Source organism: Rhizobium centroccidentale, from assembly GCF_030182565.1.
In the GTDB taxonomy this organism is placed as follows: domain Bacteria; phylum Pseudomonadota; class Alphaproteobacteria; order Rhizobiales; family Rhizobiaceae; genus Rhizobium.
This window is the reverse complement of sequence record NZ_JAQJCG010000009.1, coordinates 1-14,689: the sequence shown is the minus strand read 5'-3', so window position 1 is coordinate 14,689 and position 14,689 is coordinate 1. Positions and strand designations below refer to the sequence as shown.

Annotated in this window: 14 protein-coding genes; 5 read left to right on the top strand and 9 right to left on the bottom strand. The window is 59.1% G+C overall.

Annotated elements, in window-relative coordinates; genetic code table 11:
* Positions 1 to 2: 2 nt before the first annotated feature.
* Both PH562_RS13740 and PH562_RS13735 read right to left on the bottom strand, forming a co-directional pair.
* Positions 3 to 1,010 (bottom strand): substrate-binding domain-containing protein, encoded by a 1,008-nt coding sequence (locus tag PH562_RS13740; protein ID WP_285173662.1) that lies wholly within the window; start codon positions 1,008 to 1,010, stop codon positions 3 to 5.
* Positions 974 to 2,044, bottom strand: a complete 1,071-nt coding sequence (locus PH562_RS13735) for a LacI family DNA-binding transcriptional regulator (protein ID WP_285173661.1) — start codon at positions 2,042 to 2,044, stop codon at positions 974 to 976. Before PH562_RS13735 ends, PH562_RS13740 begins: the two co-directional genes overlap by 37 nt.
* Positions 2,045 to 2,221: 177 nt before the next feature.
* Here PH562_RS13735 and PH562_RS13730 point away from each other — a divergent pair, with 177 nt between their 5' ends.
* Positions 2,222 to 3,118 carry a sugar phosphate isomerase/epimerase family protein gene (locus PH562_RS13730; RefSeq protein WP_285173660.1) on the top strand — a complete coding sequence of 299 codons (897 nt, stop codon included), beginning with the start codon at positions 2,222 to 2,224 and terminating at the stop codon, positions 3,116 to 3,118.
* 57 nt (positions 3,119 to 3,175) lie between these two features.
* Here the strand turns inward: PH562_RS13730 and PH562_RS13725 are convergent, their stop codons facing one another.
* From PH562_RS13725 to PH562_RS13705, 5 genes are all read right to left on the bottom strand, one after another.
* Complete coding sequence (locus PH562_RS13725) at positions 3,176 to 3,943, bottom strand: L,D-transpeptidase (RefSeq protein WP_113228578.1); 768 nt, start codon at positions 3,941 to 3,943, stop codon at positions 3,176 to 3,178.
* Positions 3,944 to 4,310: 367 nt separating this feature from the next.
* The gene (locus PH562_RS13720; protein WP_113228577.1) at positions 4,311 to 5,651 is read right to left on the bottom strand and encodes an SAM-dependent methyltransferase; all 1,341 of its coding nucleotides are present in this window, start codon (positions 5,649 to 5,651) and stop codon (positions 4,311 to 4,313) included.
* A gap of 336 nt (positions 5,652 to 5,987) precedes the next feature.
* On the bottom strand, positions 5,988 to 6,761 hold the full coding sequence (locus tag PH562_RS13715; protein WP_285173659.1) for an SDR family NAD(P)-dependent oxidoreductase: 774 nt from the start codon (positions 6,759 to 6,761) through the stop codon (positions 5,988 to 5,990).
* Positions 6,762 to 6,772: 11 nt separating this feature from the next.
* Entirely contained in the window at positions 6,773 to 7,498 is a 726-nt protein-coding gene (locus PH562_RS13710; protein WP_285173658.1) for an SDR family oxidoreductase, read from the bottom strand.
* Positions 7,499 to 7,681: 183 nt separating this feature from the next.
* Entirely contained in the window at positions 7,682 to 8,659 is a 978-nt protein-coding gene (locus PH562_RS13705; protein ID WP_285173657.1) for a tagatose kinase, read from the bottom strand.
* A gap of 406 nt (positions 8,660 to 9,065) precedes the next feature.
* Between PH562_RS13705 and PH562_RS13700 the strand changes: the two genes are divergently transcribed.
* On the top strand, positions 9,066 to 9,791 hold the full coding sequence (locus tag PH562_RS13700; protein WP_113228886.1) for an SDR family oxidoreductase: 726 nt from the start codon (positions 9,066 to 9,068) through the stop codon (positions 9,789 to 9,791).
* Between the two features lie 110 nt (positions 9,792 to 9,901).
* Here PH562_RS13700 and PH562_RS13695 read toward each other — a convergent pair whose 3' ends face one another.
* Together PH562_RS13695 and PH562_RS13690 are read right to left on the bottom strand one after the other, a co-directional pair.
* Positions 9,902 to 10,141 carry a hypothetical protein gene (locus PH562_RS13695; protein ID WP_285173656.1) on the bottom strand — a complete coding sequence of 80 codons (240 nt, stop codon included), beginning with the start codon at positions 10,139 to 10,141 and terminating at the stop codon, positions 9,902 to 9,904.
* A 186-nt stretch (positions 10,142 to 10,327) separates the two neighbouring features.
* A complete protein-coding gene (locus tag PH562_RS13690) occupies positions 10,328 to 11,098 on the bottom strand; it encodes a hydratase (RefSeq protein WP_113228571.1) in 771 nt (256 codons plus the stop codon).
* Positions 11,099 to 11,894: 796 nt separating this feature from the next.
* Here PH562_RS13690 and PH562_RS13685 point away from each other — a divergent pair.
* The 3 genes from PH562_RS13685 (at position 11,895) to PH562_RS13675 (ending at position 14,523) form a co-directional block, all read left to right on the top strand.
* Positions 11,895 to 12,929, top strand: a complete 1,035-nt coding sequence (locus PH562_RS13685) for a helix-turn-helix domain-containing protein (protein WP_285173655.1) — start codon at positions 11,895 to 11,897, stop codon at positions 12,927 to 12,929.
* A 161-nt stretch (positions 12,930 to 13,090) separates the two neighbouring features.
* Positions 13,091 to 13,912, top strand: a complete 822-nt coding sequence (locus PH562_RS13680; RefSeq protein WP_285173654.1) for a sterol desaturase family protein — start codon at positions 13,091 to 13,093, stop codon at positions 13,910 to 13,912.
* A gap of 293 nt (positions 13,913 to 14,205) precedes the next feature.
* The gene (locus PH562_RS13675) at positions 14,206 to 14,523 is read left to right on the top strand and encodes a chemotaxis protein CheW (RefSeq protein WP_285173653.1); all 318 of its coding nucleotides are present in this window, start codon (positions 14,206 to 14,208) and stop codon (positions 14,521 to 14,523) included.
* The last annotated feature ends 166 nt before the right edge of the window (positions 14,524 to 14,689 follow it).

The window sequence follows — 14,689 nt, the reverse complement described above, 5'->3', positions numbered from 1 at the left end:
CTTTAGAGACCAAGCGCTACGAGCCGGTCGATATTTTCCTTATCGAGCGACTCGAGCTTCTGGGCCTGGATGAGTTTCTTGTCCGGATAGACACGCACCTTGCCGACGCCGGTCAGCTCCATATTGTCGGTCGGCTCCTTGCCCGCCGCCAGCAGGGAGGCGAGCTGGACGAAGATTTCGCCCGCCGTCATCGGATTCCAGATGAAGCCGCCGCGGATGGTGCCGGACTTGACATATTTGACGCCCTGCCCCGGCGAGAAGCCACCGACCAGCACGATCGACTTCGCCTTTTCGCGGTCGTCGAGAACGCGCGCCGCACCGATCGGACCTTGCGAGCCGAATGTCAGGATACCCTTGAGATCCGGATGAGCGCGAAGCTGATCCTGCGTGGTCTTGATGCTGTCATCCAGGCTCTCGGCCACGCCGAAGCGATCGCCGAGCATTTCCATCTTCGGGTACTTCTGCTTCTGATAGGCGATCGCGGCATCGGCCCAGGCATTATGCAGGGGAACCGTCAGCGATCCGACATAGACGATGTATTTGCCTTCTTCACTCATCTGCTTGGCAAGCAAGTCCATATGGGCCTGACCATAGCCTTCGATGGTCGTCAGCTCGAAGTCCCAATCAGCTTCCTTCTGGTTCGGCCCTTCATGGGCCAGCACCTTGATGCCTGCGGCCCGCGCACGGCCGAGAACGGGATCGAGGGCAGCGGAATCATTCGGCACGATGCCGATGACGGCGACCTTGCGGGCGATCAGATCTTCGATCGCGCGCACCTGCTGGGCTGCATCGGCCTGGGTCGGCCCGACCATCCAGGCATTGGCCTTGTATTCCGGCGCCGCCTTCTTGATGCCGACTTCCATGGCATTGAACCATGGAATGCCGCCGATCTTGACCACGACGCCGACTTGCGGCTCGGCCGCCTGTGCGACACCGATCGTGCCGCCAAGAGTGCCAGCGACGACAGCCCCGCCTATTCCGGCGAGTAGGGTTCGTCTTGTAACGTCCATTTTTCTCCTCCCAGTTTCGTGTTACCCGCCTCCTCAAGCGGGCTCCGCGGCGTCGAACCGCGGATCTCGACGGCGCAGCGCAGACGCCGCGTAACCGGTTTTCCGGCAGAGCCGGTCATGCGTCGCAACAGCAGCGCCCAGGCCTGTTCGGCCATTTCCTCGATGGGCTGACGCACCGCCGTAATGCCAGGTGCGACCAGCCGCATCCATTCCATATCGTCAAAGCTTGCAAAGGCGAGATCGGCGGGCACGGAAAGCCCGATCTCGGCCATGGTGCGGTAGGTCAGAAGCGTCGTCCCATGGTCGAGCGAAAACAACGCGCCAGGCAAAGGGCGCCGACGCAACCGCTCCTCGAGGCGCTGCGCGCCATTGACATCGTCTATGCCAATTTCCAGCATTTCGACATGCATACGGCCGGCCGCAGCTCGCACGCCTTCCCAGCGTTCGCGAACATTGGTGATCGAAAGACTGCTGCCAAGGACCAGGCAATCACCATAACCTTGCTTGTCGAGATGGGCGGCGATCGCGCCGGCGGCTGCGCTGTTGTCGACCGCGATCAGATCGAAGCCCGCAGCATCCGGTATGCGGTCGGCAAGCACGACCGGCGCGAAGAAGCCATTCGGCAAGCGCTCGGCAATGGCGCCATCGCAGGGAATGACGATCAGGCCGGCCGGCCGCCAGGAGCGGATCTTGCGCAGCCGATCGGCCTCCTCCTCGGCATTGTTGCGCGCGGAGACGACCACCAGATCGTAATCGTCGAGACGCGCCAGATGCTCCAGCGTGGAAACGAAAGAGGCAAACATCGGATTGGTCAGATCCGGCACGACGACGCCGGCAAGCTGCGCCTTGCGAGAGCGCAGCCGCGATGCGCCGAGATCGACGACATAGCCGAGCTCACGCACCGCGTCGTTCACGCGCCTGGCGAAATCCGGAGAGACCGTGGGCTTGCCATTGAGGACATTCGAAACGGTTGCCACCGAGACGCCTGCCCTGTCGGCCACCATCTTGATGGAAGGGGTTCGTGACTTCGACATTCTGCCCTCCCTTCAACAATCTTAGATTGATACTACGAAAATTCTGGTGAAACGTTTTATTGTAAGCTATACCAGCATAGATGCAGTGTCAACGTGAGCGTTTCCAAGTATAAAACGATTCATGTCTTTCGCATTGCAGCAAATATTTTTTGCATCCACGAAATCGGGAGGACGAGCATGAACAAACTAGGAGTTCACGCGCTGGTATGGGAGGCCGGCTGGAGCCGCGACGAATGCGCCCGCGCAATCGCAAAAAGCGCCGAGGTGGGTTACGATTTCATCGAGGCTCCGGCGCTCGATCCAAGCCTGATCGATCCGGAATTCACCCGCCGGCAGCTGGAGAAGAGCGGCATCGGCATCAACTTCTCGCTTGGTCTCGATTTTGAAACCGACATCTCAAGCGGGGACAAGGAGAAGGGCCGGCGCGGTAAGGAAAAGCTGGAACAGGCGATCGCCGTCTGCCGCGATTGTGGCGGCGACTATATCGGCGGCATCCTGCATTCGGCTTTCGGCAAATATACCGAGCCGACGACGGCTGCCGGCGTCGCGCAATCGGTCGACATCCTGCGCCAGGTGGCCGAAACGGCAGCGAAAAGCAACATCACGCTAGTGCTGGAGGTGGTCAACCGCTATGAATCCAACGTGCTGAACACGGCCGCCCAGGCCGTGGAGATGTGCAAACGCATCGGCATGCCGAACGTGAAGGTGCATCTCGATGTCTATCACATGAATATCGAGGAATCCGATATTCAGGCCGCCATTCTCGAAACCGGCGACTACCTTGGATATTTCCACACCGGCGATTCCCACCGCGGCTATATGGGCTCGGGCACGATCGATCTTACCGGCGTCTTCAGGGCTCTCGTCCGTTCCGGCTATAAAGGACCCATTACGTTCGAATCCTTCTCCTCGCGCGTCGTCGGCCAGCCGCTCGAAGGCATTCTCGGCATCTGGCGCAACCTCTGGGACGATGGCCGCGATCTCGCCGAACATGCGCTGATGTATACGAAGGCGCAGCTCAAGGCTGCTCAGGAGGCCCAGCGTCAAAGTCAGCAGCGCAGCCGTCTTCCGTAATACGGCACTCCATTGCGCCGAAGCATCGGCTCCCCTTTCCAAGGGAGCCGATTTGACTCAGGCAGAAATCGCCTTGCTTTGAAGCGGCGTCTGATGAACAACGATACGCGCGTGGTATGGAATGCGTTCGTAGAGGTCGATGACGTCCTGATTGATTAGTCGAACGCAGCCAGACGACGCTGCCTTGCCGATCGAGCGCCATTCCGGTGAACCATGCAGGCGGTAGAGCGTGTCCTTGCCATTCTGGAAGATATAGAGCGCGCGGGCACCGAGCGGGTTCTTGATGCCCGGGTCCATACCGCCATTGGCGACGGAATATTTCGCGAGTTCCGGTTTGCGGGCGATCATGTCGCCCGGCGGCTTCCAGCGCGGCCAATGCTGCCGCCAATGAATGATCCCTTCGCCCTGCCATGCGAAGCCGTCGCGGCCGATGCCGACGCCATAGCGCATGGCCGTGCCGCCGCGCTCCACGACATAGAGAAATCTTGATGCCGTATCCACGACGACTGTACCGGGCGCCTCGCCGGTCGGATCGGGAACGCGCTGACGATAGAATTTGGGGTCCAGCTTGCGATAGGGAACTGCCGGAATGACATGACCGCCATCGACCACGGAGGCATAGCGTGCTTCGAGTTCGAGATCGGGCGTAGTGACGCTCTGAGGTTCTGACGCCACAGGAACGACGGGCGGCATACGAACGGGAGCTGCAATGGGAGTTGGAACGGAGGCCGTGGTAGCACAGCCCGCAAGCGCTGCCGTCGCAGAGATAGACCCCAGCATGAAAGCCCGCCGGGAAAGAGTCTTTTCATTCTTGGTTGAGCGCATTCCTGTCCTAACAAACCCCGTATATTGATATCGCTTCTTCGACGGATGAGGCCGAAAGAGGCGACATGTCTCATCATCAAGTGGTGATGACCTCATAGCCACTCGAGACCTATGATGACAAGTTCGCCAATACCATCACCATACAAACTCAATCGACGAGTGTGGGCCATAAGCCACAGGGATGTTGCATTTGCGCGAGTATATCGGGCGTTTGCAGCCATACCGACGCGCAAACGCCCTAATTGCAGGCGCGACGCCTGCTCGCCACAACGCGCCTATATGTATCGGCTAGCTACTGAAGGAATGGCCGGGCAAGACATTGTGTCCCATGTCCAGCCAAATCCTCATGCCGGGCTGCAAGCGGTTTCTAAAGGTTGCACGAAGACTCGGCTCCAGATTGATTTTGCTGGCGGGATTTGCGCTCGTCATGCAAGGTCAGATCTCGCCTTGCCCGCGCGCTCGCGGCTTCGATCGGCCCCGCCTTCCCCTGCTCGGCAATGACAGCCCGCGCCCGCTCGATATCGACCATGTAGTCACGGGCCAATGGTAGGGCGGAAACGTTCTTCGTCAGCTGCAATTGCCAGTTCATGTGACCCATGCGACGGAAGGCAAGTTCGGATCCGACGAGGTAGAATTCAAACATCCGACAGAACCGCTCGTCATAGAGCTTGGCCAAGGTGTTTCTGTTCTTCATGAAGCGGTCGCGCCACTGCTCGAGCGTCTTGGCATAATGCAGCCGCAGGATCTCGATGTCGGTCGTCCAGAGACCAGATTTCTCGACCACGGACAGGACTTCGGAGACCGCCGGGGAATAGCCGCCGGGGAAAATATATTTCGCAATCCACGGATTCGTGCTGCCTGGACCATCGGCCCGACCGATTGCGTGGATCAGTGCGACGCCATCCTCCTTGAGCACGGAGCGGATCTTGTCGAAGAAGGTCTTGTAGTGGTTGATGCCCACATGCTCGAACATGCCGACCGAGACGACGCGGTCGACCGGACGCGTCCAGGAGCGATAATCCAGCAACTCGAACGTGACCATATGCTCCAGCCCTGCGTCCTTCGCGCGGGCTCGTGCAGCCAGCAATTGCTCCTCGGAAAGCGTAAGACCCGTCACCCGAGCACCGAATTCCCTGGCGAGATAGAGCGCCATGCCGCCCCATCCGCAGCCGATGTCCAGAACCTCGAGGCCCGGGCGATCGAGCATGAGTTTCGATGCGATATGCCGCTTCTTCTTGAGCTGAGCTTCCTCGAGCGTTTCGTCACCGACGGGAAAATAGGCGCAGGAATATTGCCGGTCCTCATCCAGCATCAGCGAATAGAGCCGTGCGTCGAGATCGTAATGATGCGCGACATTGCGCTTCGAGCGACCGGCAAAATTCAATTGATCGAGATTTCGCCGCAGCCAGCGGATCTTTTCCATCAGCTTCTCAAAAGGATGGCTCCCCCCTTCCATCAAGTTGAGGGCAAGCAGGTCCACCATTTCATAGAGATCGCCGGATCCCGGCTCGACTTCGCCGTCCATGTAGCCTTCACCCAGCGCCAGGGCCGGATTGAGGAGCAGACGGCGTTTTGCACGGGCGGTATTGATTTTCATCGCTGCGCGCGGTTCCGATCCCGTACCGAAACTGCGCATGGAACCGTCCGGAAAAGTGACCGTAAGCGTTCCGATTTTGATCAAGCGAGAAAGGGCTGCTTCTAGGAACATGACAACTACCTGCTTATCGTTTCCTTGACGGTGATCCCCCTGGCCCGAGGGCAGCGACGAATCCCGTACCGGTATGGGCATCGAAAGCGTACTACTTAATCTGGTAAAATATCCAGATCATTTGCGACATCAAGGTTGAGTAAGCTCAAACGCGACTACGAGGATGCTCGCCCCTCGCCAGGATCACCGCTCCGGCTATATATAGTCAGCCGGCTCCCGGAATGTGAGACCTCTGCCGGCGGCAAAAGGGTACGCCACAGCCGAATGCAAGCGGTGTAGCATGGGTTCCGCCGACCGGCTTTACGCGGAGGGAATGCGCTCCGACGCGGGGCAGGCCTACCAGCAGGTGAAGCCGGCATCCACGTTGACGATCGCGCCCGTCATCAGGCTCGCAGCGTCCGATGCAAGGAAGAGAACCGCGCTGGCGACTTCCTCTGGCGTTCCCATCCGCCCCATCGGCGTATCGGCAAGCCAGGTCGGAATGCGTTGACGATTGGCCTCGACCGCCATCACCATAGGCGTCTCGATATAGGTCGGAGCGACGGCATTCACCCGGACGCCATGCTCTGCCCATTCCGCCGCCATCGACCGCGTGAGATGATGGACCGCCGCCTTGGAAACGTTGTATGGCGTCTGCGGTTGCGGCCTGTTGCAGATGATGCCGGACATCGAGCCGAGATTGACGACGGCGCCGCGTTTCCGAGTAATCATGTGACGACCAAAGGCGCGCGAGCACCAGAACACGCCATTGACATTGACATCCATCATTCGCAGCCAATCGGCGTCGCTGACATCCTGCGAGGGTACGCCGCTCTGGCCGATCCCGGCATTGTTCACCAGGATCGTCGCGGCACGGCCACCATCGGCAAGATCCGTCGCGATCGCTTCCATTCGCGCGGAGTCCGTGACGTCGCCGATCCGCAGATCGATGTCGTAACCCTTGTCCCGCAAGGCGAGAGCTCCCCGCGCATCGGCCTCGTCACGCTCGATGACGACGACTGCAGCGCCAGCTTCAGCCAGGGCCTCTACGCAGCAAAGACCGATGGCGCGGCCGCCGCCCGTAACCACAGCCCGCTCGCCATCCAGCCGGAATTTCTTCTGATAGCCCATGGCTTTGCTCCTCAGATATCGAAGGCGCTCGGCAGAACCACGACGTCGCGGATCGTCACGTTGCGCGGACGTGTCAGCATGAACATGATGGCATCGGCGACTTCCTTGGGCTCGATCAAGGCGCCGGCTTCCTTGGCCTTGCGCAGATTTTCCTCGGGCCAATCGGCGAGCAAGGCGCTGATGACCGGGCCCGGAGAGACAGAGCCGACCCGAACACCGCTCTTCAGAAGCTGGCGCCGCATGGCCTGGACGAAGCTGGTCATTGCCCATTTCGAGGGCGAATAGACAGGCTCCCAAGGGATTGCCGAATGCCCGGCGACCGAACTCGTGACGATGATGTCACCCGTCCCGCGCTCGATCATGTGCGGCGCGACGGTGCGGACATTCTTGATGACGACATTGACGTTGAGGTTGAGCATCCTGTCTATGGCATCGAGATTGGCTTCCACCAGGTCACCGCCAATATAGGTGCCGGCATTCGCATGAAAGATGTCGAGATGATCGACTTTGGCAAGGATGCCCTCCAGCAGCCCGGCGCACTGCTCCGCATCGAGCAGATCGACGACAAGCGGAATGGCAAGTTCGCCCAGGCGCTCGCATACCGATGCCAATGCGCTCTCATCGCGATCGACGAGGATGACCTTTGCCCCCGCCGCAATCATGGCTTCCGTCGAGGCCAGCCCGATCCCTGACGCCGCACCGGTCACTGCGGCAATTTTCCCCTTCAATTCGTCCATCGTCTTCTCCTCCTTAGATCAAAACAGCTATCATTTGCCGGCACTGCAGACCGGGCAATCATTGGCAAAGCTCGAGATAGTCTGCGACATCCACAGTGCGATCAGGTCCATCGCGCCTATGGAGCGATCATCATCGAACAGCCTGACCTCCAACCACCACCTCTTCGCCGAAACGGATCTGCGTCAGGAACGCCTTTTCGTGGCTGCGATGAACGCGTCGAGTTGCTCTCGGGTGCCGGCCCCCTCCATCGGGCCGACAACGGTGACATTGCGCGCGCCTGCCGCAGCCGCATAGGTCAGGGCGTCTGCCGCCGACATGCCCAGACGACGACAGGTGAGATAGGCACCGCCGAAGCAATCTCCGGCGCCGGTCGGATCGATTTCCCTGACGATGAAGGCCGGCGCATCGATGCGCTCGCCTACCCTGCTGTAATAAGTCGCGCCATTAACTCCGCGTTTCAGTACGATTTCCTTGACTCCGATTTCAAACAGGCGGCGGATCGCATTGGTTTCGCCCTCGACGCCGGCTGCACGTTCAAGCTCCTCCCCAGAGGGCAACAGCAAATCGGCTTTGGCCACGAGCCGGGCAAACCGCCGTTCGGTCGCCTCGTCGAGCTTGAGTTCCTTGCGAATGTTCGGATCGACGGAAAGCGTGCCGCCGCGGGCCTTGACGATATCGACTGCCTTGTCGATCACCTCACACGCGCTCGGAACGGATAGCGCCGAGCCCATCACATGCAGGTGTCCGGCACGGCCGATGAGATTGCGGACGCCTTCGCTCCAGCCAAAGCGAGCAGCCGCGGACGTCGCGATATTATAAACGAAGTCGCGGGAACCGTCCTTGCGGTAGCGAACGAAGGCGCTGCCGGTCGGATAGTCCGGGTCGATGGATATTGCCGAGATATCGACGCCGTCGCCCTTGAGCCTTTCGAGATTCACCCGGCCGAAATCATCGGTGCCGACAGCGCCGATCATCGCCGCGCTGCCGCCAAGCCGCCCGCACTGGGAAATGAAGATCGCCGGCGCGCCGCTGGCAAACGGTCCGACGAGCGGCTGTGCATCCATGAAACCGTTGCCGACCGTCGTGGCAACGATTTCCACGAGGATTTCCCCGACGCAGACCGTTGGGCCAAGCTGGTCGGGTGCCAGTGCTGAACTCATTGCAATCCTGCTTTCGATCTCTGTTGTTCTCAGCCTGCGGCGGCCTGTCGCTGCGCTCCACCCTCACCGCAAGACTGATTGTTTTCCAGCAAAAAGAGACGCTGGCGAAACATATATGCTGCGTTGAACGTTCGACCAGAAGCATTCTTCTCTTCGTCACACTTTCAGCATTCGCGATGAATTCAAGCACGATTCCAGCGGCTTGCGAGCGCGACCCTTCGACGCGGCAATTATGGATCGCCGAAACAGACACCGTGAAATTCAGCGGCTTGTGCTGTTTGCGGATGCCTTCGCTCGCGGAGAAATTCGGTTCGCTTCGGATAGAACGCTGCATTTTCATATTGACCCCCGCCGCATTCGCCTCTTCGATTGGGAAACAGGCAGGAGATCGAAAGAGGAAGTTCCGATGAGTTTCGAAGGCAAGAGAGTGATCGTCACCGGCGCTGGCAAGGGCATCGGCCGAGTGACGGCGGAAATGCTGGTAAAACGCGGTGCGCATGTCGTGGCACTGACCAGAAGCGCAGCGGACGTCGCTTCCTTGCATGATCAGCTGGGCTGCGAAGCCATTCAGGTCGATCTTGCCGACGCCGATAGAACACGGGAGGCAGCAATCGCTTCGCTTCCGGCAGATTATCTTGTCAACTGCGCAGGCACGACCGAGCTGCAGCCGTTCCTTGAGACCACGGTCGAAGCCTTCGACCACCTGCATGCGGTCAACACCCGCGCGCCGATGATCGTGGCCCAGGAATTCGCTCGCTCATTGATCGGCAAAGGCCTTCCCGGCGCAATCGTCAATGTCTCCTCCATTGCCGCCTTTATCGGCATACCGGATCATGCGTCCTATTGCGCATCGAAGGGCGGCCTGGACGGCCTGACGCGCGTGATGGCCCGGGAGCTGGCTCCCAAGGGTATTCGCGTCAACGGCGTGCACCCGACGGTGACGCTGACACCGATGGCGGTCAAGGCATGGAGCGATCCCGAAAAGGCAGCACCCATGCGCGATCGCATTCCGGCCGGCCGCTTTGTCGAACCGGCGGAGGTTGCGGAAGTGATCCTGTTCTTGCTTTCCGACGCGGCGGCCATGGTGAACGGCATCTCCATGCCGATCGATGGCGGCTATATGATCGCCTGAGATCATATCCACGGCATTCTGATCGAGATCAAACACCAGATGGAAGTCGCCGAAGAGGCTGAGATATTCGACCGGGAGCTGATGCTATGGAACGCCTGTGAGGCTCGGCATCAGGCTGCCGCCTCATAGATCAGATCTGGCGCGACGATCCATTCTCCCTGCCTGAGCGCCAGGACATCGAGCCTGCCCTGGCGATCCCGCATGGCAACGCCGACGAACCGATAGCGGCTGCCGTTTCTGTCCACGACGGCAGCAGAAATCGGTTTGCCGTTGACATAGCCGACAACAGGGCCTTCCTCCCTTGTAGCGGATAGCAGGAAATATTCGTGAGGAATGTTCCGACGGACCATCAGCCCCGATCTCCACGCTGAGGGATCAGGCCCGCGCTCGCCACAGCACCTTTCTGCGCGCTCATGCTCTCACGCTTTGCTTGCTCAAGAGAGGATTTTGAGCGGGTGCGCCTGTTTTTCTTGATTTCGACCACGAATGGCTTTCGCTGCGGCCACATTATCTGTCCTTTCGGCTGTTGATTCATTTTAATTGAAGACGCATTCGACCTGGCCGAGCGGCCCGAAGTCGACGGCCAGATGTTGGCCGGCGCGGACCTGGAGGACCGCAGTGCAGGAGCCGGTCGCCACGATATCGCTGGGCTCGAGCCGCCTGCCCTTTGCAGCAAGCGCCGCGGCAAGCCACGCAACCGCGTTCAGCGGATTGCCCATGACCGCCGACGAGCTGCCGGACACCATGGTCTGCCGAAACAGAAACGCCGTAACCTCGATTCTCGAAAGAGCGCCGATGTCCACATTTGCGGCATGGTCGCCGCAGAGCGTCGCGACATGCAGGCCGAAATCCGCAATCGCAGCGTTTGCGCCGGCAAACGCTTGCCGCGTCCGGCGGCCGACGACCCCGATTGCAGGGCGGCAGCTCATGATCGCCTCTGCCACGCTATCGACGGAGATTTGCTCGCCTTCGTCCGGAAATGGCCTCAGCATCGTGAAAACGAACTCACTTTGTATTCCGATGGTTCCCGGCGGCAGACGGAAGCTTTGCGCCCTCTTTTGCAGGGCCGCGGACGGGATTTCGGAATAGATCGGCCCCTTGAGACCGAGCATCCGGCACGACAGATCGTTCGTGCCGACGATCGCATAGCCCTTGCGCTCAAAGCCGATTGCATCCTGCGCCGCGGCCTGGATGTCATAGGCCTCATCTTCCGAGGCGATCAGATCGAGCGGAAGATCGCAAAGCTCTTCGTGACGGCGACACTTGGCCAGAAGATCAGCCGTGGTATCCTTCAATTCGAAATACATCTTCGCGCTCCAATCTCGACAACTGGCTGTCACGCAAAAATGGCTCGACATGCATAGCCGTTCCATTCGGCGCAATGCGCGAAGAAATTAAAATCTCATAGTGATTGCTTTTTCTCGTTGAATGATATGCGGGCTCGTCGTCCGTACCTTGCCGCCGCCGCTTTGGCTGAGACCTCGGGCGGCGAAGCTGCGCTCGAAGAGGAATCCCATATAGGTCGAGAGACTGACGCAAGGACTCCGACGCCATGAAGTCGAACAGCATAAGGGGTACGCGGCCCGAGAGAATCGAGCTGCAGTCGCTATGGCTTCAATGCCGACATAGCCGCATTGGATGGGCCATCAGCCGCAGCGTTTCAGATCATCCTGCTGGCTATGACGCCAGGGTCCGCTCAGGATTTCTTGCGCGCGGCCTTAAGGGCAATGCATCTGCGCCGCGACCGGGCATGCGCAGGCGGATTCTGCCGGATCGTGCTACGGGGACCAGCCATTATCGACCAGGGCGCCGAATGCACGATTGACGCCAACGCTAAGGAGAATCGATCCGCCTGTCTGCGTCCATTTTTGAACGCACCTATGTTGTTTCGCTCCTCTGCGCACGGCATCTGAGAAAGGAAGTCACGGAGGTTTGAAGCGAACAGGATAGGGTAGAGGGATCGACCGAAATTGACCGCCTTCGTTCCGACCGGCGCCCCTCCCCAGCATTTTGATGACCTCAAACATGATTGAGGTCGCCGTGCGGGTTATCTTTCGGCATGATCGGCTGGAAAAGCGCTGCCAATCCTTCACGAACCGATCAATGCTCTTCATTCCATTTCCATTTGTCGTCGCCATTTTGCTCGTCACTCTCTTTGCAGCCGTCAAAGCTCGCGACGATGAGGCACCACCCAATTTGCCTTTCCAGGCACTGATCCTTCTCAGTGCGTTTCAGTCCACGCTTTCCGGTCTGCGGTGGGGCTATGCCGTTCAGCCCGCCATGTATGTCATGCCGGTGGCAGCCGCGATGGTGCCGCCCCTTGCCTACCTCGGCGTCTCCAGACTGGTGCGCAAAAGCTCGCTTTCCTCGCTTCAGCAGGTCTGTCTGCATGCGCTGCCGGCCGGGCTCATTATCGTGCTGATCGCGATGTGGCGCGACCCGATCGATATCGCCATCGTACTGATCGACGTCGGCTATGCCGCGGCGATCCTGCTTCTCATGCGCTCGGGCACGGACGCGCTTCGCTTCGCGCCATTCGAAAATGCCGGCCCGACCTATCGGGCAGTCCTCTTTGCCGCCGGCGCTCTTCTTTTATCGGCGATGGTTGATACCTTCATCTGGCTGGACTTTGCCTGGGCCGGCGGTGAATATGCATTGAAGGTTATCACCTTCGGAAATCTCGTGGGACTGGCCATCCTGGCCATCGCCGCCGCTGCAGCCAGCCGCAGCCACGCGCCTATCGACACGGGAGGAGCTGTCCAGCCGCCTGAAATCCTACAGGACACCCAGACGCTCGATGCCGTACAGACACTGATGAAGGAAAGGCACGCCTATCGCGATGTCGATCTCAATCTCGACCGGCTGGCGCGCAAGCTTGCGATTCCCGCCCGGCAGATTTCCGCAGCCATCAACCGCGCGTCCGGCAAGAACGTCTCGCAATATGTCAACGAGTACCGGATCGCTGAGGCTTGCACGCTGCTGGCCGAAACCGGGAAGCCGGTGACGGAAATCATGTTCGATGTCGGCTTTCAGACCAAGTCGAACTTCAATCGCGAGTTCCGGCGCGTCACCGATACGACGCCGCTCGAATGGCGCGACAGGTCGCGTACGTCCTCCAAGTCCACAGCCGCGCCATAAGCTGAATCGCGATCGAGCACGATCCGGAACGTGTTTAACGTCTCTCCAACCCGATCGGCATGCCTTTAACCAGTTTTTAATCATCACGTTGAAGCGACCGCCGTTCCCGGGTAAGGGAGGGGTACCGCCTCCTCCCTCGTTCCGTGGACAGCAAATTGACAATGGAAAATTTGCTTCAATTGCTTGATTTCATGGAGGAGTATACCGATCGCATTCTTCCGGTCGCGTTCCTGTTGCTCGCCGCAGAGATCATCTTTCCGAAGTCTCGCTATACCTATGTATCGAGACTTCGCGGCGCCATCTTCTGCGTGACGAACATCCTCATAACCAAGGCAAGCCTGACACTCTTCTACTGGTTTTGGGCGGCCATCGGCATAAAGCCGCTGTTTGCGATCGACCTGACGTTCCTCTCGAAATTTACGAATGCATGGCCACTGCATCTGCTGGGTGCCATAACTGCTTCCTTTCTCGTTCTGCAGGTCAGCGAGTTCTTCTACTATTGGTTCCACAGGCTACAGCATAGCAACAGCTTCTTCTGGCGCTTCCATGCCGAGCATCATTCGCTCGAGGAAATGAGCGCCTTCAACAGCAACCACCATTTCAGCGAGGAGATCTTCAGGATTCCGTTCCTGATCATTCCCGTCTCGCTGCTCTTCGATTTCGAACAGGACTATGTTCCCTGGATCTGGGTGTTCTTCGTACGCTGGCAAGGCTATTTCGAGCATAGCTCGACGCGGCTGAACTTGGGCTGGGTTCGTTACGTCTTTCCCGACAACCGCTTTCACCGCATTCACCATTCGGTCGAGCGACAGCACTTCAACAAGAACTTCGGCAGCGGCTCGGCAATCTGGGACATTCTGTTCGGAACCGCCTATTATCCGAAGGCCACGGAATGGCCCGATGTCGGACTGCCCAATGTTCGAGAGCCCCAAAACTTGACCGAATTTCTCGTCCGGCCCTTTCGACGCGGCAGGCACAGCTAAACGCCGGTTGTTTCAATTCCCGGATTTTCATCATCCTTTCAGCCCGATGCTCGGCCGAAAAACATACGTTCGTTAGAATTTTAGACAAACCTAAAAGCGGTCATCAAGACGACAGCTCTATTATCGACGTGTCTGGCTGAACAAGGTTCGGCGGCACCATGACAGTGCCGAGGCATCCTAGAATGGGTTTCGCCTCAGACGATTGCACTTTTGAACGGGGAGTCCCAGAGGGGACAAAGTGCTCAATGCCTCTATCAGCATTTCTTCGGCGCCGTGCAGCGACGGCGGTCCGCGTGCACGACACCTTATGCACGTTCATCGACGGCACGATTGTCGCTCGGGCAGATAATTGGCGCCCGCTTCGCAATAGTGACGATACGCGCCGCGCGCTCGGTCATACCTCATATCGTGGCGAATTGGTGCCGGTCTACGATCTGGCGACGAAGATGGGCAACAAGCCCTCAAGAAGCTGTGAAATCGCCATCATCAAGATGACTGGCGGTTACGTGGCGTTCCTGATCGACGAATTCGTCGGCAGCACGTCGGCGGTGAGCGAAACCATCCGCCTTTCGCAGCTCGACATTTTCTGCCGCGAGCGCTTAGCTATATAGCATCGCTTTTCTGGTGCCGAAGACGGCGGTCGGGAACGCGCTTCCACAAGCCATGAAGAAAGTCACTCGAGACCTGTGCGCGGGTAGGCTTTCTGCTTGAATTTGCTGTATTTCCTCGGATGGGAAGCGTATCGCAGGCGTCGGCATACGCGGCTTGGAACACGAT

What these genes read in the sequence shown, in the direction of transcription:
- PH562_RS13740 (WP_285173662.1), bottom strand. Translation starts at nt 1,010, where the DNA reads ATGGACGTTACAAGACGAACCCTACTCGCCGGAATAGGCGGGGCTGTC.
- PH562_RS13690 (WP_113228571.1), bottom strand. Translation starts at nt 11,098, where the DNA reads ATGTATTTCGAATTGAAGGATACCACGGCTGATCTTCTGGCCAAGTGT.
- PH562_RS13680 (WP_285173654.1), top strand. Translation starts at nt 13,091, where the DNA reads ATGGAAAATTTGCTTCAATTGCTTGATTTCATGGAGGAGTATACCGAT.
- PH562_RS13705 (WP_285173657.1), bottom strand. Translation starts at nt 8,659, where the DNA reads ATGAGTTCAGCACTGGCACCCGACCAGCTTGGCCCAACGGTCTGCGTC.
- PH562_RS13725 (WP_113228578.1), bottom strand. Translation starts at nt 3,943, where the DNA reads ATGCGCTCAACCAAGAATGAAAAGACTCTTTCCCGGCGGGCTTTCATG.
- PH562_RS13695 (WP_285173656.1), bottom strand. Translation starts at nt 10,141, where the DNA reads ATGGTCCGTCGGAACATTCCTCACGAATATTTCCTGCTATCCGCTACA.
- PH562_RS13720 (WP_113228577.1), bottom strand. Translation starts at nt 5,651, where the DNA reads ATGTTCCTAGAAGCAGCCCTTTCTCGCTTGATCAAAATCGGAACGCTT.
- PH562_RS13685 (WP_285173655.1), top strand. Translation starts at nt 11,895, where the DNA reads ATGCTCTTCATTCCATTTCCATTTGTCGTCGCCATTTTGCTCGTCACT.
- PH562_RS13735 (WP_285173661.1), bottom strand. Translation starts at nt 2,044, where the DNA reads ATGTCGAAGTCACGAACCCCTTCCATCAAGATGGTGGCCGACAGGGCA.
- PH562_RS13700 (WP_113228886.1), top strand. Translation starts at nt 9,066, where the DNA reads ATGAGTTTCGAAGGCAAGAGAGTGATCGTCACCGGCGCTGGCAAGGGC.
- PH562_RS13715 (WP_285173659.1), bottom strand. Translation starts at nt 6,761, where the DNA reads ATGGGCTATCAGAAGAAATTCCGGCTGGATGGCGAGCGGGCTGTGGTT.
- PH562_RS13710 (WP_285173658.1), bottom strand. Translation starts at nt 7,498, where the DNA reads ATGGACGAATTGAAGGGGAAAATTGCCGCAGTGACCGGTGCGGCGTCA.
- PH562_RS13730 (WP_285173660.1), top strand. Translation starts at nt 2,222, where the DNA reads ATGAACAAACTAGGAGTTCACGCGCTGGTATGGGAGGCCGGCTGGAGC.